Genomic DNA, 21,413 nt, shown 5'->3' on the forward strand with positions numbered 1-21,413 from the left:
AGACCGACCCCTCCTCGTCCTACTTACATGTTAGGTAACGCCGACGTATCAACCAGGTGCGATTTGCCCAGGTTTGAGGGCTTATGTCATCCACGCTCGCACATTGGCTGCTGCCTGTTCGTTGACACTTCCGTGAAACGCCTACATAACATGCATGCATAACAGTCAGCCCGCACAGACAGGTCAACGGGTGAGCTCCCAGCACATCGACACGCGCATCGACACGCGCATCGACACGCACCACTGGTGGCGTGAGGCAGTGATCTACCAGGTGTACGTCCGCAGCTTCCTGGACAGCACCGGCGACGGCGTCGGCGATCTCGCCGGAGTCCGCGCCGGGCTGCCGTACCTGAAGAAGCTGGGTGTCGACGGGATCTGGCTGAGCCCCTTCTACCCGTCCCCGCAGCACGACCACGGCTACGACGTCGCCGACTACTGCGACGTCGACCCGCTCTTCGGCGACCTCGCCGAGTTCGACCGGCTGGTCGCGGCCGCCCGGCGGCTGGGCGTAAGGGTCCTGCTCGACATCGTCCCCAACCACTGCTCCAGCGAGCACCCCTGGTTCCGCGAGGCCCTGGCCTCGGCGCCTGGCAGTCCCGCCCGGGCCCGCTTCCACTTCGCCGACGGACGGGGAGCGGACGGCGCCGAGCCGCCCAACAACTGGCACGCCATGTTCGGCGGCCCCGCCTGGAGCCGGGTGACCGAGGCGGACGGAAGCCCCGGCCAGTGGTACCTGCACATGTTCACGCCCGAACAGCCCGACTGGAACTGGCGCGACCCCGGGGTCGGCACCTACTTCGACCGCGCACTGCGGTTCTGGCTGGACCGGGGCGTCGACGGCTTCCGCATCGACGTCGCCGCCGGCCTCTTCAAACACCCCGAGCTGCCCGACTCACCGGATCCCGAGGCCGACGCCCGCACCCGCGACTCCGTCAACCCGCTCGCCTGGAACCAGCCCGAGGTGCACGACGTGTGGCGGCACTGGCGGGCGGTGTGCGAGGAGTACACGGCACGCGACGGCCGCGAACGGCTCCTGGTCGGCGAGGTCTCGGTTCCGACCGCCCGCGAACACGCGCTGTACGTCCGCCCCGACGAACTGCACCAGGCCTTCTTCTTCGACCTGCTGAGCGCCTCCTGGGACGCCGACGCCTTCCGCAAGGTCATCACCGAGGCCATGCAGGACATCGCGGGAACCGGGTCGACCGTCACCTGGGTCCTCAACAACCACGACCAGGTCCGCACGGTCACCCGCTACGGCGAGCCGGCCGTGGAGGGCAGCGGCCTCGGTGCCGCCCGCGCCCGCGCCGCCGCCCTGCTGTTGCTGGCGCTGCCCGGCGCCGCGTACATCTACCAGGGCGAGGAGCTGGGCCTGCCCGAGGTCGTCGACCTGCCCGACGACGTGCTCACCGACCCGATCTTCCGCCGTACCGGCAGCCGGGCCCGCATCCGGGACGGCTGCCGGGTACCGCTGCCGTGGTCGGGTCAGGCCTCACCGTTCGGATTCACCTCCGGCGTCGACGCCGGCAAACCCTGGCTTCCGCAGCCCGAGTACTTCGCCGAGTACGCCACCGATCGCGCCCTCGCCGACACCCGCTCCTTCTGGCACCTCTACCGCGACGGCCTCCAGCTGCGCGCCGGCCTGCCCCAGCTGGGCGAGGGCACGCTGCGCTGGCTGGACACCCAGCCCGGCGTCCTCGCCTTCGCCCGTGGCGACGGCCTGGTGTGCGCCGTCAACTTCGGCACGGCGCCCGCTCCGGCGCCCGTTCCCGGCATCCCCCTGCTGTCCAGCGGCCCCTGCCGGGCCGGGGTGCTCCCCGGCTCCACGGCCGCCTGGTGGATCGGTGACGACACCGACTCCTGAGCACGACCACCTCTCCATCCACCGTCAACTCCCCTTCCACGAACGGACATCAACGATGATGCGACGACGTACCACCCTGCTCAGCGGCTGCACCGCCCTCGTCCTGGCACTCGGCGCGACCGCCTGCGGAGGCGGCGACCCCGTCTCCGCGGGCGGCGGCGACAAGGCACTGGGCGGCCAGACGGTCACCGTGGCCGGTGTCTGGTCCGGTGCCGAGCAGAAGAACTTCCAGAAGGTGCTGGACGCGTTCACCGAGAAGACCGGCGCCAAGACCCAGTTCGTGTCCACCGGCGACAACGTCTCCACCGTCGTCGGCAGCAAGATCGAAGGCGGCAACGCCCCCGACGTCGTGATGGTCCCGCAGGTCGGCGTGCTCCAGCAGTTCGCCGGCAACGGCTGGCTCAAGCCGCTGTCGGCGACCACCCAGAAGTCCGTCGCCGCCAACTACGCGCCGGTCTGGAAGGACTACGGCAGCGTCGAGGGCACCCTCTACGGCCTCTACTTCAAGGCCGCCCACAAGTCGACCGTCTGGTACAGCCCCGCCGCCCTCGACCAGGCCGGAGTCCAGCCGCCGAAGACCTACGACGAGATGCTGAAGGCCGGGCGGACCGTCTCCGACTCGGGGCTCGCCGCCTTCTCCGTCGCGGGCCAGGACGGCTGGACGCTCACCGACTGGTTCGAGAACGTCTACCTCTCCCAGGCGGGCCCCGAGAAGTACGACGCCCTCGCCGCCCACGAACTGAAGTGGACCGACCAGAGCGTGGTCGACGCCCTCACCACGCTCGGCAAGCTCTTCCAGGACAAGCAGCTCCTCGCCGGCGGCCAGAAGGGCGCGCTCAACACCGACTTCCCGGGCTCCGTCGAGAAGGTCTTCGGGCCCGAGCCCGAGGCGGGCATGGTCTACGAGGGCGACTTCGTCGCAGGCGTCGCCAAGGACCAGTTCGGCCGGAAGATCGGCGAGGACGCGAACTTCTTCGCCTTCCCGCCCGTCGGCGGGGGCGAGGCCCCCGTGGTCAGCGGCGGCGACGCGGCCGTCGTCCTCAAGGACGGCAAGAACACCAAGGCCGGCATGGCACTCCTGGAGTACCTGGCCACCCCCGAGGCCGCGGCCGTATGGGCCGAGACGGGCGGCTTCCTCTCCCCGAACAAGAAGCTCGACCTCGCCTCCTACGGCGACGACGTCACCCGCACCACCGCCAAGTCGCTCATCACCGCCGGGGACTCCGTCCGCTTCGACATGTCCGACCAGGCCCCGGCCGCGTTCGGCGGGACGAAGGGCGCCGGCGAGTGGAAGATCCTCCAGGACTTCCTGCGCGACCCGTCCGACCCGAAGGCCACCGCGGCGCAGCTGGAAACCGCCGCGGCCAAGGCCTACAAGGGCTGACCGGCGATGACCGCCACGCTCACGAAGACGGCAACGCCACCCGTCGCCGCGACCGCGGCCCACAAGCTGCGGGCCCGGCGGCGGGGCAGGATCATCGCCCTTCTCTTCGTTCTTCCCGCACTGCTCCTGCTCGGCGCCCTCGTCGTCTACCCGGTGCTGTTCTCGGTCGGCCGAAGCTTCTTCGACGCTTCCGGGACCCGGTTCGTGGGCGGCGACAACTACACCGAGATGTTCCGCGACCCGGCCACCCTGAAAGCCGTACGCAACACCGCGATCTGGGTGGTCGTGGCGCCGACACTGCTGACCGGCCTGGGTCTGATCCTCGCCGTGCTCGTCGAGAAGATCCGCTGGGCCACGGCCTTCAAGCTGCTGCTCTTCATGCCCATGGCCGTCTCCTTCCTGGCCGCGGGCATCATCTTCCGGCTCGCCTACGACGAGGACCCCGACAAGGGCGTCCTGAATGCGGCGGCCGTCGGCGTCCACGACGCCTTCCGGGACACCGCCTCCTACCCGACCGCCCGCGCTCGTGACGGTGAGGGCCTGACCCGGGGTGCCGACGGCTCGTACCGCACCGGCACGACCGTGTCACCCGGCGACACGGTCGCCCTCGGCCTGGTCGGCGTCGCGCCCAGGGAACTGCCGGCGGGCGCGGAACCGGCCTACCCGGCGGCCGCTCGCACGGCGGGCCCCGACGAACTGCGCGGGGTCGTCTACCTGGACTTCACCCCCGGTGGGGGAGGGAAACAGGGCGCGGTCGACCGCCGGGAGAGCGGGCTGCCGAAGATGCAGGTCGAGGCGGTGCGCGACGGCAGGGCCGTCGCGAGCACCACCACCGCGGCCGACGGCTCCTTCCGCTTCCCCGGCCTGGAGGCGGGCTCGTACAGCGTCACCCTCCCCGGCTCGAACTTTGCCCAGCCCTACGACGGCGTCTCCTGGCTCGGCCCGGCGCTGGTCACCCCGGCGATCATCGGCGCCTACCTGTGGATCTGGACCGGCTTCGCGATGGTGCTGATCGGTGCCGGCCTGTCCACGCTGCCGCGTGACTCGCTCGAGGCCGCGCGGATGGACGGCGCCAACGAGTGGCAGGTGTTCCGCCGGATCACCGTGCCGTTGCTGGCGCCCGTGCTCACGGTGGTCTTCGTGACCCTCGTCATCAACGTGATGAAGGTGTTCGACCTCGTCTACATCATCGCGCCCGGCCCGGTGCAGGAGGACGCCACCGTGCTGGCCACCCAGATGTGGCTGGTGTCCTTCGGCGGCGGCAACGACCAGGGACTGGGCAGCGCTCTCGGCGTCCTGCTCCTGCTGCTGGTGATCCCCGCCATGGTCTTCAACGTCCGTCGTTTCCGAGGGAGTCAGCGATGAACCTCAGTGCGCTTCGGCGCGGGCTCGGCAACAGCCTGGTGCAGGCCGTCCTCGTGGTCATCGGACTGCTCTGGCTCACGCCGCTCGCCGGACTGCTCGTCTCGTCCCTGCGGTCGGCGCAGGACACGGCCAAGGGCGGCTGGTGGACGGCGATCACCAGTCCGGGCCAGTTGTCCTTCGACAACTACTCGTCGTTGCTGGGCAACGCCGGAATGACGCAGGCGTTCTGGAACACCGTGCTGATATCGGTGCCGACGACGTTTCTGGTCGTGGCGATCGCCGCACTGGCGGGGTACGCCTTCGCCTGGATGGACTTCCCCGGCCGGGACGCCCTCTTCCTGCTCGTGGTCGCGCTCCTCGTGGTGCCCGTGCAGATCGGCCTGCTGCCGGTCGCCAAGCTCTTCGGCCAACTCGGGCTGTTCGGCACGATTCCCGGCGTGGTCCTCTTCCACGTCTCCTACGGACTGCCGTTCGCGATCTTCCTGCTGCGGAACTACTTCGCGGAGATACCGCGGGAGATGCTGGAGGCGGCCCGCATGGACGGGGGCAACGAGTGGCGCATCTTCACCCGGCTCGTGCTGCCGGTGGGACGGCCCGCCCTGGCGAGCCTGGCCATCTTGCAGTTCCTGTGGGTGTGGAACGACATGCTGGTGGCGCTGCTGTTCGCCGACAGCTCGTCACAGCCGCTGACCGTGGAACTCCAGTCGCAGATACGGCAGTTCGGCAGCAACATCGACGTGCTGGCACCGGGCGCCTTCCTGTCCCTGATCGTCCCGGTGGCCGTGTTCTTCGCCTTCCAGCGGCACTTCGTGCAGGGGGTCATGGCGGGGTCCGTGAAGTAGGCCCGGTGCCGACGCCGCGGGGCGCCGCCCGGACGGGGGACACGTCACACCACGGCGCGGGGATGCACCCCCGGTGCGCAGCAGTCCGACGGCACACTCGTGCCGTGACCCCTGACGCGCAACCGGAGCGCACCCCCGACGGACGGTTCGTCGTCGTGGGCGGACGGCGCTGGCGGGCGACGGATCCGCTCATCCCCGAAGAGGACGCCGCCCGGCTCCGCTCCCACCTCATGGCGGCCCGGCGTGCGGTCGGGGCCGCCCGGCGAACGCGGGACGCGGACGCCGAGCGCGCCGCCCGCGCCCGCGTCCACCTGGCGAAGGTCGCTCTGGGCGAGCGCGGCACCCCCTGGTGGGAACAGAGCGACCAGGAACGTCACGACCGCTGGCACGAAGGGCTCAGGGCGCTCGACTGAGCCAGGGGCAGCCGGCGGGCAACCGTGATGTGTCCGCGATGGGGTGACATGGGGTGCGCGGTGTCGGGCACACGTGAGGGAATGCAGGGAAACCAGACGTATGCCATGAGCGACGCGCACGGCCGGCCTGGAACACGGGCAGGCGCCCCAACGCGGCGGGCCGAGGGAAGGCACCGGCGCACCGGACGGCGAGGGGGCCGGTGGCACCGCAGGCTGCTGGCCTATCGCGACGTCGAGTTGTTGCCGTCGTCCTCCCTGGACGGCGGGGCGGGAGAGGAGTGCCTGCTCCTGGTGCACATCCGCAAGGTGGTCGGACGGGTCGCCTATCGAGCGTGCGACGAGTGCGCCGAGGGTGTGATCACCGAAGTCGTCCTGGACGAACCGTTCCGCGACTGCGGGCTGGGCACCAGGGCACTGTCGCACCTGCGTTCGCGGCACCCCGACGTCACCTGGCGCACCACACTCGACACCCGCCTGACGCGGGCTCTGCTGCGCCGGATGCGCATCCCCAGGGCCGCCGTGACCGGGAAGTGCTCGCACGGCCGGCCCGGCGTGGTCGCCCCCGCCGGTATCTGAGCGGTCGCCGTCCGGCCCGCCTCACCGAGGACTCGTACGTGCGTTTGGCCGCGGGATGTGCGGCTACTTGAACAGGTAGTCCGCACCGCACCGAGGAACAGCGCCGACGGGACCAGGCAGAGACATCAGGGCAAGGGGGTTGGCCGGTCATGACCGTGGCGACGCAGCAGGGCGGCGGGGGCGGTTCCAGTGGGCTCTACGACGTCCTCGAGCTCATTCTCGACCGAGGACTGGTGATCGACGCCTTCGTGCGCGTCTCGGTGGTCGGCATCGAGATCCTCAAGATCGACATACGCATCGTCGTCGCCAGCGTCGACACCTACCTGCGCTTCGCCGAGGCGTGCAACCGCCTCGACCTGGAGTCGGGACCACGCAAACCGGCCGGGCTCATGGAACTCACGGAGAAGATCACCGAGTCCGGCGCCCGCGGCACGACCAAGGGTGCGCTGTCCGGCGCCGCTGAGACGATCTTCAGCGCCTATCAGCAGGCCCGTGACGAGGGGCAGCGGCGTCAGGGGGCACGGTCCGCGCGCAGAAGGCAGACCGATTGACGCCGAGCGCGCGCCGGTGAACAGCGGCTGTCCGACCGGGCACACGAGGGGCGAACCGTCTCCGGCTACCAGACGGGTCTCACGTCGGAGCCGAAGCCGCCACCGGCCGGGCGCTTCTCCAGATGAAGGTGAGGGCCCGTGGCATTCCCGGTGGAGCCGACTTCTCCCACCTTCTGACCGGCTTTGACCGAACCCTTGGTCACGGTCCGTTCGGAGAGATGGCAGTACCAGAAGTCGAACCCGTGGGCGCGCAGCACGAGGAAGTTGCCGAAACTGACGTCGTGTCCACTGCGGGCTATCGAACCGTTGACGACCGCGACGCAGCGCGTGCCCTCCGGGGCGGCGTAGTCCGCGCCGGTGTGATAGCCGAGCGACCAGTGGGGCCCCTTCTTCCGGTAGGGGGTGGTGACCCCGTGTCCCGGAACCGGAGTGGCGACGCGGGCGCCGGCGGGTGCGGGCTTCGCCGTCATCGGGACGCGCAGCCTGTCCCAGGACACCTTGCCCGGAATTCCGTCGGCGGCGGCTCCCTTGAGCCCGATCTTGTGCTGCCAGGCGGCATACGACCGTTGATCGACTTCGGTCCATTCGGGACCCGGGCCTGTCCGGTACTTCCCGCATTTCTCCGCGACCAGGCGCCTACCCATCGCGGCGATCACGGGGCTGCGTTGTCCTTTGTGGAAGAACGTCGATCCTGGGAATGGTGCCAGCGCAGGCATGGCCCTCCTCCTCTCGGCAAGGGGCCGGATCGTGATGTGGCACATCCGGGGGATCCGGGGGATCCGGGGGATCCGGGAGATCCGGGAGATCTGGGAAGTCCGTGAAGTCCGGGAAGTCGGTCAGCGGCCGAGCCGGTGAACCCCGGCATGCGTTCCCGCGGCGCGTAGGCAGACTTGGTCTGTTCGCCGAGGAATCAGATGGCGCCTGCGGGGATTTCTTTTCCGACTGCGATGAGCACGGCCCGAGTTGCCTTGATCTCGTCGTCGCGCTTACCGAACCGCACGTGGGAAAGAGTGTCCATCGTGCCTCCCCGACCGTCGAAGGCCGATAGGAGTGAGCCTGCTGGTCGGCACAGCAGCGCCCTTGTCGCAAGCGGCGCACCTTCGCAGACCGTGTGCTGCCGCTGACCGTTACAGACGCCCCTGCTTCCACCATGCGCCTGATGAGATAAGCGCGCAAATTCGAGGGCCGGCAAGAACGCAAGTCGTCCGACGGCCTGTCTGCGCGTCCTCCGCGGAGCGTCAGACTTCGGGGACGGCCAGCCTGTCCCAGCTGAACCGGCCGGGGACGCCGTCGGCAGCGCTGCCCACGAGACCCAACTTCTGCTGCCACGCGGCGTAGGACCGCACATCACCCGGTCCCCACACATCGGCACCGGTGCTGGACGTGTAGCGGTTGCAGTCCTCGGCGACGAGCCGGGCGTGCATGCGCGCGATGATGGGCGATCTGCGTCCCGTCCGGAAGAACGCCGCACCGGGGAACGGCTCGAACCGGGTCCCCACAGGAGTCGGTTCATGCGGCTGTGACCCGAACGACGGCCAAGAGCCGGGGTCCACATGGTCGTTCTCCGGGACGTGGGCATGGGCGTACCACCCGCCCTGCGTCTTCCACTTCTGGGGCGGACACGTGTTGCGGGACAGGGAGGTCGGACGGCCCATGGGCCAGAAGTCCGGTACATCCCACGAACTGATCCACGCGTGCAGCACGTCCCAGCCCTTGCAGGGGGTGTCGATCAGCCTGACGAACACCTGGCCGTCGACGCGACAGTGCGGGAAGAAGAGGGCCTCGACCTGGATGACGACTTTGCCCGACCGGTTCGTACGAAAACCACCGTCATCGTCGAAAACGGCTTTGCTGCGGGAAGTTGCCGGGAAGAACTGGGCGAACGTCCCCGTGAAGGGATCCCAGAGGATGTGCGGAGCCTGACCCCTGCCGCTGCCTTTGAAGAAGCTCTTGAGATCGGCGAAGGGGACCAGATTCAGCGGAGCCTCGGCGGTGGCCTCCTCGTCCGCCGTGATGTGCGCGATGGCCCTCGCGGGGAACCCGGGGTCACAGGGCGCATGGTCCCCGAGATCCACCTTGAGTGCTTGGGGCATCCACTTGTCAGGCATCGTGCACACCTTCCCTCGTCGCACCGCACATGACCGTGCGGTGCCGCAGGGGTGAAACGGGACGACGGACGCCGGCCCAACAACGGGCCGCGCAGGGGTCTTTCCGCTTCCTACGATGCGTCCGCCGCGGGTGTGCGGCAAACGGGGAGCGTCGGCAGGTCCGGCCCGCTGTCCCGGCGTCAGGCGCCTGGGTACATCGCCCGCGATGTACAAGGGAAATGTCCGTGCGGCGACGGAATGGCGGGCCATGCTCATGATGCCTACGGTGGTATGAGAGGCAAGTTCGCACGAACGGTCGCCGACACGAGAACGAGGTCTGCGTACCGAGTGCGAACGGACGCGGGGGGCCGCTCACCGGAACAGGTGGGGAAGATGCGTGCTGACAAGCTCGGTTCGGCCGCACGGCGTGCGCTGTCGAATGTCGGTGAGGCAGTCGGCCCCACTCCTTTGCAGGTGCTCATCCGGGTGACGGGGGAATTCGGTGAGGAACAGCGTCGGCAGATCGCCGATGCCGGCGCGCGGGTGGGCTTCGCGGCGGGCGACGTCCTGACCGCGGTGGTCGCCCCCGGTGATCTCGGACGCTTGACGGAAGTCGACTGTGTCGCCTACGTGGAGCTGTCCGAACCCCTCCGCCCTGAAGCGGGCACCTGGCCACAGCAACAGTGATCGCCCGTCCTCCGTGGTGAAGGGCCGGCGATATCGCCAGAGAGAAGACCGCTCATGCTCGACTCACGGCTGAAGTTCCTGACATCCCGGGCCGAGGAAGGCCCGGCGGAGCTGGTGGGCCTCGAGTCCACCGGCCGTTTCGCGCTCACGACCGAAGGGGAGAGGACGCCCCGTGTGCGCGTGCTGCTGCGCATGGCCGAGGGCCACGGCGCCGACGACCTGGGAGAGCTGTCCCGGCACTTGGGGCTGACGGTGCTCACCCGGGCCGGAGACGTGGTGGGCGGCGAGATCGGGATCGATCGCCTCACGGAGCTCGACGAGTTGGAAGCCGTCGGCTACGTCGAGGCGTCCCGCCCGACCCTGCCGGAACTGGACGCCGCCGTGCCCGAGACCAAGGCCGACAAGGTGCACACCGGACCGCCCGGGCTCCGTGGGGCCGGTGTGATCGTGGGTGTGGTCGACAGCGGCATCGACTGGAGGCACGGCTGCTTCCGGGACCCGACCGGGAAGACCCGCATCCTGCGCATCTGGGACCAGAACCTCACTCCGGAAGCAGGGGAGTCCTCGCCCGCGCCGTTCGGTCACGGAGTGGAGTACGAACGTTCCGCGATCGACAGCGCATTGGGTGCTCCGAACCCGATGAGCGTCGTGCGCCACATGGACGACAGCGTGGGCCATGGCACCCACGTGGCGGGCATCGCCGCCGGTGACGGGTCGTCGGCCGGCAATGGCAAACCGGCGTTCACCTTTGTCGGCCTGGCGCCCGAGGCGGATCTGGTCGTCGTGGCCAACAGGGTGACGACGGAGGCCATGGGCGATTCCATGAGCACCCTCGAGGCCGTCGGTTACATCTTCAAGGTCGCCGAGACTCTCGGGCGGCCCGCGGTCGTGAACATCAGCCAGGGCGACAATCTGGGCCCGCACGACGGTTCCAGCCTGCTGGAACGCGGAATCGACAACCTGCTCAACTCCCCGGGGCGCGCACTGGTGAAGTCCGCGGGCAACGCGGCGAACGCCGGCGTCCACGCGACGGGCCTGGTCACGGAGGGAGGCAGCGACGTCGTGCAGTTCCTGGTGCCCGTCGGCGACGACACGCCGGACACGCTGGACGTCTGGTACTCGGGCGCCGACCGACTCGCCCTGCGGATCTCCACCCCCCAGGGCACGGCGAGTGCCGAAGTCGCCCCCGGCAGCACGATCGACGGCCTGGATCTCCCCGGGGGGAACAAGGCCTTCATCGACTCCGTCGTGCACCACTCCCAGAACGGCGACAACCGCATCTACATTCAGCTGAGCCCGGGAACCCAGACAGCGATCCGCCCCGGCACCTGGAGCCTGACGCTCATCGGCCAGACCGTGGCCGACAGCGGCCGCTGGCACGCCTGGATGGAGAGGGGCCGGACCGTTCCCCAGTTCATCGGCGCACACCGAAACGACGAGACGACGATCTCCGTACCCGGGACCAGCCGGAAGGTCGTCACCGCCGCCTCCTACATCACCAAGGGCGCGGGAGAGGGAAACCTCTCCACCTTCTCCAGCCGCGGCCCCACGCGCGACGGCCGCCACGCGCCGACACTCGCCGCTCCGGGCCAGGCCATCACCTCGGCACTGGTCGGAGCCTCGGGACCGAGCCAGTACCAGCCCATGTCCGGCACGAGCATGGCCGCGCCGCATCTCACCGGAGTGTGCGCCCTGATGCTGCAGTCCAGTCCCACGCTGACCCAGGACAACCTCGTCCTGCACCTGACCAGTTCGGCCCGGCTGGACCCGTTCACCGGCGGGGTGGCCGGCGACGACTGGGGGGCGGGGAAGGTGGACGCGGCAGCGGCTGTCGACTCCGTGACCTGACCCGTCGACACCCGCACGGTGCATCCGGGCCCACGTCGCACCTCTGTATCTCTGTACCTCTGTCCAGCCTGTTGACCGAGGTCAAGGACCGTGGGCCCGGTGCACCGTGCGGACTCCGTGCCGTACGGCACGGACTCGTCGCCGCACAGCCGTGGAACGGCACGGCACGAGGCGGGCGGGCGGTCGGTCGGAGGGCGTCGGGCGGGCGGTCGGAGGGCGCTGTCCTCAGCCCTGCTCGGCCGCCGCCAAGGCGGTGAGGACGCGCCAGGTCTTGTTCTCGGGGTGCTCGGAGAGCGTCACCCCGCGCTCCCGCACCGCTTCCACGAGCTTGCGCTGCTTGCGCTCGGCCCGTGCGGTGAACTTCTCGGCGTCGTTGTCGTCCTCGTCCTTGGGCTTCACCCGGATCGAGGCCTCCAAGAACTCCAGACCGGCGACCGACCACGCTTCCAGATCCACGCTCAGGTCGTCGAGCGGAACGTCGTCAGCCTTCGTCGAGAGGATCGGCCCGAGGGCGACAAGCCCGTCGAGCCGGACGGCGGGGGCGCAGGCGTGCAGGAACTGGTCCTGCACCGCGTCGATCGGCGCCGCGGGGTCGGCCCCCTGGAGCACCGCGCCCGTCAGCGCTCCCGGCGGGTGAGTGCGCACCAGCGAGGCGGCCGGCGTATGACGGTTCCCCGACCAGTCCTCCTCGATCCTGTACGTGAGCGGCTCCGAGTCGAAGGGCGCGGAGAACCGGCCGACCAACCTGGGTCGGGGACAGGGACGCAGCTTGACGGTCAGATCGTCCGGACCGCCACCGCTTCTGAAGCGCACGATCACGCCGCCGTCCAGGAGAGACACCCGGCCCTGCCCCACACCCTCCCGGTCCTCGGCGAACCAGATCCGACGCGTCGTCATCGCGGCATGCGACCCGCGCAGGGCCGAGAACGCCGGCGCCACGTCACCCTCGATGTTGACCTTGATCTCGACAGGCAACAGGTCCATCGCAAGCTCCCGGCATGTCATGGGGATTCGAATGCGAGAAGGAAGGGTGGTGTCGAGCGGTGCGTCGGCGGTCGGGCGAGGAGGCCACGAGCCGGATCGACACCGGGTGAAGAGCGAGAGCGCTGCTGGAAGCACCTCGATTCCAGGCTATCCCCACCCCCTCGGGCCGCAGTCCGGCGGCGATCACCGCGTGGCGCGAGGGTCTTCGGGAGAGGGACGGAGGATGTCGTAGGTCAGGTGTGTCGCGGTCGATGTCGAGGTAACGCTCCGCTGTACGAGCGTGCGCGGGACGCCTCCGGTGAACAGGGGCGTGCCGGCGCCCAGGATCGTCGGGGCGAGGTGCAGGGACAGGACGTCGACCAGTCCGGCGGCGAGCGCCGAACCGATCGTGGCACCGCCGCCCATGAGGACGACGTCGAGGTCCGTACCGGCGGCCGAGGACGCGGCCTCCGCGCGTTCGCGCGCGACGGAGACGGCGTCGGACAGACCCGTGGTGACGAACGTCCAGTCGAGGTCGGTGAGCCGGACCGACTGCGGCGGCGAGGTCGTCACGACGACGAACGCGGGCTTGCCGACCTCACCGGCGCCGTAGCCGGTTTCGTCGTTCCAGCCGCCTGGCCCGTCGACCAGGTCGAAGAGCCGACGGCCGAGGACGACCGCGCCCGAGCGGGCGGTGCCCTCGCGCAGGATCCGGTGGTCGTCGGGATCGTCGGAGAACGCCCACGTGTGCAGGGCCTCGCCGCCGGTGCCCAGACCGTTGTCCGGGCCGGGGTCGGGACCGGTGACGAAGCCGTCGAGGGAGACCGAGACGTCGGCGATGATGTGCGTCATATCAGGGCAGACCGTATCCGTCACCGGAACTCATCGCCCGTGTGCGAAGCGGGTGGCGGATGCGAATCTCCTACCGGTCGTTCTGCCGGTGGTTCTACATGCGCATGTTCCGCGGATGCGGGGGTACACGCGGCGACAACAGCTCGAACGCAGGGCACCGGCAGGGTGGGGAGATCTCAGATGACTACGACGATCGCGCAGGCGGCCGAGGCGCAGACGACGGCGGCACTGCCTGTGGTCCCCGAACCGGGCAAGATGGCGCCCAAGGACGCCCGCAGCCTGTCGAAGCTGTTCTTCGCGAAGCTGGCGGTGCTCGAGGAGGGCACGCCCGAGTACCAGTACGCGCGCAACACCCTGATCGAGATGAACATGTCCCTGGTCCGCTTCGCGGCCGGCCGGTTCCGCAACCGGGGCGGCGCGGACGGGATGGAGGACATCGTCCAGGTCGGCGTCATCGGGCTGATCAAGGCGATCGACCGGTTCGAGATATCCCGCGAGGTGGAGTTCACCTCCTTCGCCATCCCGTACATCGTCGGTGAGATCAAGCGCTTCTTCCGGGACACGTCCTGGTCCGTCCATGTGCCGCGCCGTCTGCAGGAGGCACGCGTGCAGCTGGCGAAGGCCACCGAGGAGCTCCAGAGCCGTATGGGTCGCACCCCCACGGTCAAGGAGCTGGCGGAGCTGATGGACCTGACCGAGGAGGAGGTCATCGAGGCCCGGGTCGCGTCCAACGGCTACAACTCCGCCTCCCTGGACGCAACGATCGGCGGCGGCCCCGACGGCGAGACGGCGCTGGCGGACTTCATCGGGTCCGACGACGCGGCCATGGAACTCGTGGAGGACTTCCACACCCTCGCACCGCTGCTCGCCCAGCTCGACGAGCGTGAACGGCACATCCTCCACTGGCGGTTCGTCGAGGAGCTGACCCAGGCGCAGATCGGCGAACGGCTCGGCTGCTCGCAGATGCACGTGTCGCGCCTGCTCTCCGGCACCCTGAAGCGCCTGCGCGCGGGCATGCTCACCACCCAGTGAGCCGACCCCCGGTGAGCTGACACCCACTGAACCGACGCCCACTGAACCGACAGCCGTGGCCCGACACTCGCGGCCCGTGCCCCGCGGTCCATGAGCCGTGGCCCGGAAGACCAGCCGGGCCACGGGCATGCACCAGAGAGGACCTGTGGTGAGCGAAAGCAGTGCCGCGCTCCCGCCGATCGACGCGCATCTGGAGATACTGCTGCGGCTGGTCGACGCGCAGCCCGAGGCGGCCCTCAAGATCTGCCTGACGACACCTGGTGGAATCGTCGCGGGGAACCTCGTCGGGTCCCGCACGTGGGCCGACCGGTGGGAGCGCGTGGTGTCGACGGCCACCGGGGCGGAGGACGCGTGCGACCACATGGCACACCTGGCGCACACCGTCCGGTCCGCCCTGAAGGAGGCCGATGCGGAGACGGGAACGGGGGAGGGGCTGCACGGGTTCATCCACCTCGTCGACGTCACGTTCCTGTCCGTGCCCGGGACCGCGACCGCCCCGCTGTGGCGTGGCCGGCTGGGCGATGTCTCCGGCTGGGCGCTGGGGGCTCCCGCCGACCGGCCGGCCTCGTGAAGACCGCCGGTGACCTGATGGCGCCACAGCACCCCGCACACCGGGACGGCGACCGGCCGGGGCGGTTCACGCGCCTGGCCGAACACGCGTCGAACTTCACCAGTTCCCCCGCCTTCTTCGGCGTCTGCCTCGTACTGGTCGCCGCCGCGATCACCGCGCACGCACTGAAGCTGTCCACGCCGTGGCTGTTGCTGGTGGGCGAGACGATGTCCGCCGTGTCGCTGCTGCTCCTGGCCCTGCTCAAGAATTCCGAACGGCGAGCCGAGCACGCCATCCAGCGCAAGCTCGACGCCATCGCCGCCGCCCTGCTGGAGATGCAGCGGCGGGAACCGGGAGCGGCGAGCGAGGAACTTCGCCAGGCCATCCGGCTGGAGAAGCAGACCTGACCGGCGTTTCGAGGGCGCGCCGCGCGGTCCGGCAGCGCCCTGCCTCCCCGCCTCAGGCGGGGAGGCTCACGTGTTGCCGCTCCGCTTGGGCGAGGCGGGCCGAGCGTGTGCGGGTGCCGAAGGCGGCCAGGGCGATCGCGCCGAGCAGCCAGGTGCCGGCGATGAAGTAGAAGACGCTCTGATAGCCGTGGCCGTTGTAGAGCGCCGCGACGATCAGCGGACCGGCGGCGTTCGACAGCCGGCCCAGGCCGTAGGAGACGCTCGTGCCCAGGGAGCGGCTGCGGGTGTCGAAGAGCTCGGGGGAGTAGGCGTAGGCCAGGGCGGTGTAGCCGCGCTCGAAGAGGTTCACCAGGAAACCGAACACGATGATGAGGACCGGGTCGAAGGTGAGCCCGTAGAGCAGACCGCACGCTGCGATCACCGTGCCGAAGGCGACCAGGCACCACTTGCGCTCGAAGCGGTCGGTGACCAGGGAGGCCAGGTAGCAGCCGAGCGGTGCGCCGACCGTGGTCAGGGCCACGTAGAAGACGGACTTCTCGACGCTGAAGCCCTCCTTGGCCAGCAGGGTGGGCGCCCAGCTTGAGTAGCCGAAGAAGCCGATGGTCTGGGTCGTCCACAGCACCGTGAGCAGCAGTGTCGGGAACAGGTACTTCTTCTGGAGGAGCAGTCGCAGGGGGGCCTTCGCCGACGGTGTCTCGTCGACCGGGGGCGCGGGCTCGGGAAGGGGGCCCCGCTCCGCCGTGACGCTCTCCTCGATCTCCCGCAGGACGGCGTCCGCCTCGGCGTGTTCGCCCCTGCTCTCCAGCCAGCGTGGCGATTCCTTGAGGTGCCGGGTGAACAGCACGAGCAGGATGCCCAGCGAGCCCCAGAGGTAGACCAGCCGCCACGACCAGTCGTTGAGCGGGACGACGGCGCTGGCGACGAGGTTGGTGACGGGCGTTCCGCAGATGCCGATGACGATGGCGTACGCCTGGTACTTGCCGCGGATCGCCGACGGGTACATCTCGTTGACGTAGACGACCCCCACGACCGTCATCGCCGACAGCCCCGCCGAGGTCAGGACGCGGAACACGCCCAGGGAGACGAGGTCCCAGGAGAAGACCGCCGCGAACGAGGAGATGCCGAAGAACAGCGTGGTCCACAGCAGTGCCCGTTTGCGGCCCCACCGGTCGGCGATGGACCCGGCGACGATCGCCCCGAGGAACATCCCGACGAACGAGAGCGAGGTGACGTAGGCGACCTGGTCGACCGTCAGGCCCCACAGCTTGATCAGTTTCGGCGCGGTGGTGGCGAAACTGTTGATGTCCGCGAACTCGAAGAAGTAGGCGAAGGCGACGGCGAGCAGGGTGACCTTGTGGAACCGGGAGACCGGAAGCCGGTCCAGCCGGTTCAGCGCGTTGGAGTGTTGCATGAGCGGCCCTTGTCGAAGTGGGTGGAAATGCAGGGGAGTTGCAGATGAATTGCCGGGGAGTTCGCGGAGTCAGACCTGCTCGCCGGGCCAGTAGAGACCCATCGGGTTGGCGACGAGGAGCTTGTGCCGCTGTTCCGCGGTGACCGCCACCCGCGACACGTGATCGACGAGGAGTCCGTCGTCGGGCATGTGGTCGGTGAGGTTGGGGTGCGGCCAGTCGGTGCCCCACAGCACCCGGTCGGGGAACTCCGCCACGACACGGCGGCCGAAGGGGACGACGTCGGTGTAGGCGTGCCGTTCGCCGTCCAGGGCGGCGGGTCCCGTCACGCTGAGGCGCTCGGGACAACTCACCTTCACCCAGACGTCGTTGTCGTCGACGAAGCGCAGGAACCGGCTGAACTGCGGCCCGTCCACGGGCTGGGCCACGTCGGGTCGGCCCATGTGGTCGACCACCAGCGGGACGGGCAGCGACCCGAAGAAGCCCTCCAGTTCGGGGAGGTCGACGCTCTCGAAGTAGAGGACGACGTGCCAGCCCAGCGGGGCGACCTTCTTGGCGATCGTGTGCAGGTCGTCCTCGGGCGAGGTGTCGACCAGGCGCCGTACGAAGTTGAACCGCACTCCGCGCACGCCGGCTGCGTCGAGTTCCAGCAGCTCGGCCTCGGTGATGTCCGGGCGGACCGTCGCGATGCCGCGCGCCCTGCCACCCGCGGCTCGGACGGCGTCGACCATGGCGCTGTTGTCCGCGCCGTGGCAGGTGGCCTGCACGATGACGTTGCGGTCCACGCCCAGGTGGTCGCGGAGCGCGAACAGTTCCTCCTTGCCGCCGTCGCAGGGCGTGTACTTCCGCTCCGGCGCGAAGGGGAAATCGGCCTGCGGGCCGAAGACATGACAGTGGGCGTCGACGGTTCCGGGCGGCAGCCGGAAAGCCGGTGCGGAGGGGTTGCGGTACCAGTCCAGCCAGCCGGGAGTCTTGGGCGAGGGAGCGGTCATGTGCCTCACCGCCCGTGGCTCTTCAGCAGCGCGTCCGGGCGCGGGTACACGGCGCGGGCGTTGTGCTCCTGGATCGCCGCGAGGTCGTCGGCGGGCAGCTCGACCGCCTCCGCGTGACGACGGGTGTCGTCGAAGTGGTGGCCGGTGCACGGGTCGATGTCGGGCTCGATGGTCTCGCGCAGCTCGTCGTCGTCGATGCTCAGGTCTCCGCGGGCCGGAGCGGCGGCCGACGGGTCGGTGAGGGCGGCGATCTGCCGGGTGCGCCATGCCTGCAGGGCCGGCGGGGCGGTCGTGCAGTGACCGTGACATTCGATGATCATTTGCGGCGTCCTTCTCGGGCTGCTGGGTTACGTGCAGCCTGGCTCCGTCCCGCACCGACGGACGAGAGGACCGATCACAGAACTAACCTCCCCTTAACACTCCGGCGGGTGCACGGTCGGTGTGGTCTACATTCGGCTGGAGGCGGTGGCCGGGAGTGGCCGAAAGGAGGTGGTCAGGGTGCAGATCCTGCTGGCCGAGGACGACGACGGTGTGGCCGCGGCGCTCGTGGAGGTCCTGTACGACCATGGTCATGTCACCCGGCGGGTCCGGTACGGCAGGGAGGTGCTGACCTACCACCGCAGCTCCGACCTGCTGCTTCTCGATCTGGGACTGCCCGACACCGACGGCCTGGACGTGTTGCGCGCCCTGCGCGCGGTGAGCGACATGCCGGTGGTCGTGCTCACCGCCCGCGGAGACGAGCGCTCGGTGGTGCGCGGGCTGCGGCTCGGGGCCGACGACTACCTCGTCAAGCCGGTCCGACTCGCCGAGCTGCTCGCCCGGATCGACGCCGTGACCAGGCGGAACGCGGCGAAGAGCGCTTCCTCGGTACGGACGGCCCGTGCGGGTGACGTCGAGGTGGATCTCGACGCGCGCCGGGTCCGGGTCGCCGGAGCGGAGATCGACCTGACCACCAAGGAGTTCGACATCCTCGCCGTGCTGGCCGGGAGGGCGGGAACGGCCGTCAGCCGCGAGCAGCTCCTGGACGAGGTGTGGGGCGACGCCCGCCACACCGTGTCCCGCTCCCTCGACGTACACCTCACCCAGCTGCGCGCCAAGCTGCGCCGCCCCGAGCTGCTCACCACGATCCGGGGCTTCGGCTACCGCTTCGGGGATCTCGGGAACCTCGAGGACTGAGGGGAACCACGCGTGCGCACCCGGGTCCAGGCCGCACTCCTGCTGTTCGTCGTGATCGCGGTGGCCGCGTTCGCCGTGCCGCTGCTGCTGTTCACCGCGTCCGACCGCACCCAGCAGCTGGTCCTCGCCCGCAGCGCCGACCTCGACCGCTTCGCCTCCCTCATGGACCAGGCCGCGTCGACCGGCGACACCTCGGCCGTCGCCGCCGAGGCGCGACGCTACACACAGCTGTACGGCGAACCGCTCGTCGTCACCGACACGCGCCGCAACCCCGTCGTCCAGACCGGCGGCATGCGGGCCGCCGACCCCGACGTCGCGCGGCTGCTCGACGCGGCGCTGCGCAACCAGACCGCGCATCCCACGGGGGCGCTGCGCCCCTGGTCGCGGGGCTCCCGCATGTTCGCCGAGCCCGCGGGCACCGGGACCCGGGTCTCCGGGGCCGTCGTACTGCGGGCCTCGGTCGGGACCGCGGCGCAGGACATCACCCGGCGCTGGGCCGCCGTCCTCGCCGGGGCCGCGCTGGTCGCCGTCGCCTGCACGGTCCTCGCCCGGGCCGCGACGAGGTGGGTGGTCAGCCCGCTGCGCCGCCTCGACCGTGCCGTGGGCCAGCTCGCCGCGGGACTCCCGCCCGAGCAGACCCGGGCCGGCGGCCCGCCCGAACTGCGCCAGCTCGCGACCGGCTTCAACCGCATGGCGCGTACGGTCACGGCGGCCCTGGAGCAGCAGAGCAGACTCGTCGCCGACACCTCCCACCAGATGCGCAACCCCATGGCGGCGCTGCGGCTCCGCGTCGACGCCCTGCACACCCACCTGCCCGCGTCGGCGAACCGCACCTACACCGGGGTCACCACCGAGCTCGACCGCCTGGAGACCCTCCTCGACGACATGCTCGCCCTCGCCACCGCCGAACACCGGGCCGGGGAACTGACGGTGACCGACGGCTCGGACGCCCGCTGCGAGCTCACGGCCGTGGCGGCCGCCCAGCACCGCCTGTGGGAGCCGGTCGCCCACCGCGCCGGGGCCCGCCTCACCCTGCGGGCCGCTGCGGCCCGGGTCACGGCCGCCTGCACGGACCGCGAACTCGCCCAGATCACCGACATCCTCGTGGACAACGCCATCAAGTACGCCGGGCGGGGCGCCGAGATCTCCCTGCGCTGCACCGTCGAAGGCCCGCTCGCGGTCCTCACGGTGACCGACGACGGACCCGGCCTGGGCACGGAGGAGCTCGCGCTGGCCACCACGCGGTTCTGGCGTTCGGGCCGGCAACGACACGACGGCACCGCGGGCACCGGACTCGGCCTGGCCATCGCCGAACAACTGCTGGCGGGGCGGGGCGGCCGACTGGAGCTGGAACCCGCGCAACCGCGGGGGCTGCGGGCCAGGGCGGTCGTGCCCCGCGCTGCGGGCGACGGAGGTGCACCATGACCCGTCCCGTCGACCGCCGCGCCCTTCTCCACGCCGCCCTCGGCACCGCCGCCTTCGCCGTCCTCGGCGGCGCGCTCACGGCCGACGCCTCCCGGCAACTGCCCGGCCCCAGCGGTGTCCTGCGCGTCGCGACCGGAGAGCCCACCGCGTTCTACGCGGCTTTCGGCCGCCTCCTGGCCACCGAGCTCGAGGCGGCCTACCCCCGTCTGACCTGCCGCGTCCGGACCACCGCGGGCAGCGTCACGAACGTCGAACTGCTCCGCGACCACCGCGCCGATCTCGCACTCGTCCTCACCGACACCGCGCTGGCGGCCCAGGGCACCGACCTCTTCCCGCACCCCGTGCCTCTGCGGGCGCTCGGAAGGGTGTACGAGACCTACCTCCAGTTCGTCGTCCGCGCGGACTCGCCCGTCCGCGCGGTGTCCGACCTGGCGGGACACACCGTCTCGCTCGGCGCCACCGGATCGGGCGCGGCCGTACTCGGCGAACGGATCCTGCACGCCTCGGGGCTTGCCCCCGGCACCGACACGCCCGTACGCCATCTCCCCCTGGCCGACGCGGCCGACGCGGTGCGGACGGGCTCGGTCGACGCCCTGCTCGTCGCGGGCGGCGTACCACTGCCCACCCTGTCCGACCTCGACGACCGCGTCGGCCTGCGGTTCCTGCCGCTGGCCGGTCTGCTGCCCCGGCTGGGCGGCCGAGACGGCCTGGCCGCGTCGGGCCTGGAGGAGGTGTCCCTGCCCCAGGGCGCGTACCGGTCGGCGGGCGGAGTCGGCACCATCGGAGTGTCCAACCTGCTGGTGTGCCGCCCCGATCTGCCCCGCGGCGTCGCCGACGCGCTGACCCGCCTGCTGGCGCTGCGGGCGAGTGCCCTCGTCCCCGACAACGCCGTCGGCACCCAGTTCCTCGACGTCGGCAGCCTGATCGGTACGGGCGGCATCGCACTGCACCCCGGCGCGGCCGCGGCGTACCGCTCGCTGCACGGCTGAACCA

General features: G+C 70.3%; 21 protein-coding genes and 2 pseudogenes. 15 read left to right on the forward strand and 8 right to left on the reverse strand.

Going from position 1 to position 21,413, the window contains the following annotated elements:
* The first annotated feature begins 229 nt into the window (after positions 1–229).
* The 7 genes from ASD48_RS29350 to gvpJ all read left to right on the forward strand — a co-directional run bounded on the left by ASD48_RS29350 (position 230) and on the right by gvpJ (position 6,992).
* Entirely contained in the window at positions 230–1,861 is a 1,632-nt protein-coding gene (locus ASD48_RS29350; RefSeq protein WP_057605044.1) for a glycoside hydrolase family 13 protein, read from the forward strand.
* A 55-nt stretch (positions 1,862–1,916) separates the two neighbouring features.
* The gene (locus ASD48_RS29355; RefSeq protein WP_057604759.1) at positions 1,917–3,245 is read left to right on the forward strand and encodes an ABC transporter substrate-binding protein; all 1,329 of its coding nucleotides are present in this window, start codon (positions 1,917–1,919) and stop codon (positions 3,243–3,245) included.
* A gap of 6 nt (positions 3,246–3,251) precedes the next feature.
* Positions 3,252–4,610, forward strand: coding sequence for an ABC transporter permease subunit (locus ASD48_RS29360; RefSeq protein WP_057604760.1), 1,359 nt, complete (start codon positions 3,252–3,254; stop codon positions 4,608–4,610).
* On the forward strand, positions 4,607–5,452 hold the full coding sequence (locus tag ASD48_RS29365; protein WP_057604761.1) for a carbohydrate ABC transporter permease: 846 nt from the start codon (positions 4,607–4,609) through the stop codon (positions 5,450–5,452). The genes ASD48_RS29360 and ASD48_RS29365 overlap by 4 nt, the downstream gene beginning before the upstream one ends.
* Before the next feature lie 62 nt (positions 5,453–5,514).
* Positions 5,515–5,865 carry a hypothetical protein gene (locus ASD48_RS29370; protein WP_057604762.1) on the forward strand — a complete coding sequence of 117 codons (351 nt, stop codon included), beginning with the start codon at positions 5,515–5,517 and terminating at the stop codon, positions 5,863–5,865.
* A 105-nt stretch (positions 5,866–5,970) separates the two neighbouring features.
* Positions 5,971–6,441 (forward strand): hypothetical protein, encoded by a 471-nt coding sequence (locus tag ASD48_RS45665; protein ID WP_079074039.1) that lies wholly within the window; start codon positions 5,971–5,973, stop codon positions 6,439–6,441.
* A 149-nt stretch (positions 6,442–6,590) separates the two neighbouring features.
* On the forward strand, positions 6,591–6,992 hold the full coding sequence (gvpJ, locus tag ASD48_RS29380; RefSeq protein WP_057604764.1) for a gas vesicle protein GvpJ: 402 nt from the start codon (positions 6,591–6,593) through the stop codon (positions 6,990–6,992).
* 65 nt (positions 6,993–7,057) lie between these two features.
* On the opposite strand, the gene ASD48_RS45670 is transcribed toward gvpJ, so the two are convergent.
* From ASD48_RS45670 to ASD48_RS29390, 3 genes and pseudogenes are all read right to left on the reverse strand, one after another.
* Positions 7,058–7,462 carry a M23 family metallopeptidase gene (locus tag ASD48_RS45670; protein WP_282438355.1) on the reverse strand — a complete coding sequence of 135 codons (405 nt, stop codon included), beginning with the start codon at positions 7,460–7,462 and terminating at the stop codon, positions 7,058–7,060.
* Positions 7,457–7,693, reverse strand: a pseudogene (locus ASD48_RS45675) (peptidoglycan-binding protein); the annotation flags it as partial. The gene ASD48_RS45670 and the pseudogene ASD48_RS45675, both read right to left, overlap by 6 nt.
* Positions 7,694–8,230: 537 nt before the next feature.
* Positions 8,231–9,100: a peptidoglycan-binding protein gene (locus ASD48_RS29390; protein WP_057604766.1), complete on the reverse strand. Its 870-nt coding sequence runs from the start codon at positions 9,098–9,100 to the stop codon at positions 8,231–8,233.
* A 372-nt stretch (positions 9,101–9,472) separates the two neighbouring features.
* Here ASD48_RS29390 and ASD48_RS29395 point away from each other — a divergent pair, with 372 nt between their 5' ends.
* Complete coding sequence (locus ASD48_RS29395; RefSeq protein ID WP_157880724.1) at positions 9,473–9,766, forward strand: hypothetical protein; 294 nt, start codon at positions 9,473–9,475, stop codon at positions 9,764–9,766.
* Between the two features lie 54 nt (positions 9,767–9,820).
* Positions 9,821–11,614, forward strand: coding sequence for a S8 family peptidase (locus ASD48_RS29400; RefSeq protein WP_057604768.1), 1,794 nt, complete (start codon positions 9,821–9,823; stop codon positions 11,612–11,614).
* Between the two features lie 225 nt (positions 11,615–11,839).
* Here the strand turns inward: ASD48_RS29400 and ASD48_RS29405 are convergent, their stop codons facing one another.
* Positions 11,840–12,598: a hypothetical protein gene (locus tag ASD48_RS29405; RefSeq protein ID WP_057604769.1), complete on the reverse strand. Its 759-nt coding sequence runs from the start codon at positions 12,596–12,598 to the stop codon at positions 11,840–11,842.
* Positions 12,599–12,781: 183 nt separating this feature from the next.
* Positions 12,782–13,429: a dihydrofolate reductase family protein gene (locus tag ASD48_RS29410; protein ID WP_057604770.1), complete on the reverse strand. Its 648-nt coding sequence runs from the start codon at positions 13,427–13,429 to the stop codon at positions 12,782–12,784.
* A gap of 180 nt (positions 13,430–13,609) precedes the next feature.
* On the opposite strand from ASD48_RS29410, the gene ASD48_RS29415 reads away from it, so the two are divergent.
* From ASD48_RS29415 to ASD48_RS29425, 3 genes are all read left to right on the forward strand, one after another.
* Positions 13,610–14,461, forward strand: coding sequence for an RNA polymerase sigma factor SigF (locus ASD48_RS29415; RefSeq protein ID WP_057604771.1), 852 nt, complete (start codon positions 13,610–13,612; stop codon positions 14,459–14,461).
* 148 nt (positions 14,462–14,609) lie between these two features.
* Positions 14,610–15,032, forward strand: a complete 423-nt coding sequence (locus ASD48_RS29420) for a hypothetical protein (RefSeq protein ID WP_057604772.1) — start codon at positions 14,610–14,612, stop codon at positions 15,030–15,032.
* A gap of 17 nt (positions 15,033–15,049) precedes the next feature.
* Positions 15,050–15,418 carry a low affinity iron permease family protein gene (locus ASD48_RS29425; RefSeq protein WP_057605045.1) on the forward strand — a complete coding sequence of 123 codons (369 nt, stop codon included), beginning with the start codon at positions 15,050–15,052 and terminating at the stop codon, positions 15,416–15,418.
* 52 nt (positions 15,419–15,470) lie between these two features.
* On the opposite strand, the gene ASD48_RS29430 is transcribed toward ASD48_RS29425, so the two are convergent.
* The 3 genes and pseudogenes from ASD48_RS29430 to ASD48_RS45680 all read right to left on the reverse strand — a co-directional run.
* The gene (locus ASD48_RS29430) at positions 15,471–16,829 is read right to left on the reverse strand and encodes an MFS transporter (RefSeq protein WP_057604773.1); all 1,359 of its coding nucleotides are present in this window, start codon (positions 16,827–16,829) and stop codon (positions 15,471–15,473) included.
* 69 nt (positions 16,830–16,898) lie between these two features.
* The gene (locus ASD48_RS29435) at positions 16,899–17,819 is read right to left on the reverse strand and encodes an amidohydrolase family protein (RefSeq protein ID WP_057604774.1); all 921 of its coding nucleotides are present in this window, start codon (positions 17,817–17,819) and stop codon (positions 16,899–16,901) included.
* A 158-nt stretch (positions 17,820–17,977) separates the two neighbouring features.
* Positions 17,978–18,139: pseudogene (locus tag ASD48_RS45680) on the reverse strand (amidohydrolase); the annotation flags it as partial.
* A gap of 178 nt (positions 18,140–18,317) precedes the next feature.
* Here ASD48_RS45680 and ASD48_RS29445 point away from each other — a divergent pair.
* From ASD48_RS29445 to ASD48_RS29455, 3 genes are read left to right on the forward strand one after another with little or no spacing between them, the layout of a single operon-like run.
* Entirely contained in the window at positions 18,318–18,995 is a 678-nt protein-coding gene (locus tag ASD48_RS29445; protein ID WP_057604776.1) for a response regulator transcription factor, read from the forward strand.
* Between the two features lie 12 nt (positions 18,996–19,007).
* Complete coding sequence (locus ASD48_RS29450) at positions 19,008–20,420, forward strand: HAMP domain-containing sensor histidine kinase (protein ID WP_057604777.1); 1,413 nt, start codon at positions 19,008–19,010, stop codon at positions 20,418–20,420.
* The gene (locus ASD48_RS29455) at positions 20,417–21,409 is read left to right on the forward strand and encodes a TAXI family TRAP transporter solute-binding subunit (protein ID WP_057604778.1); all 993 of its coding nucleotides are present in this window, start codon (positions 20,417–20,419) and stop codon (positions 21,407–21,409) included. The genes ASD48_RS29450 and ASD48_RS29455 overlap by 4 nt, the downstream gene beginning before the upstream one ends.
* Positions 21,410–21,413: the final 4 nt, after the last annotated feature.

The sequence above is a fragment of the Streptomyces sp. Root1310 genome (assembly GCF_001426425.1).
Lineage (GTDB): Bacteria > Actinomycetota > Actinomycetes > Streptomycetales > Streptomycetaceae > Streptomyces.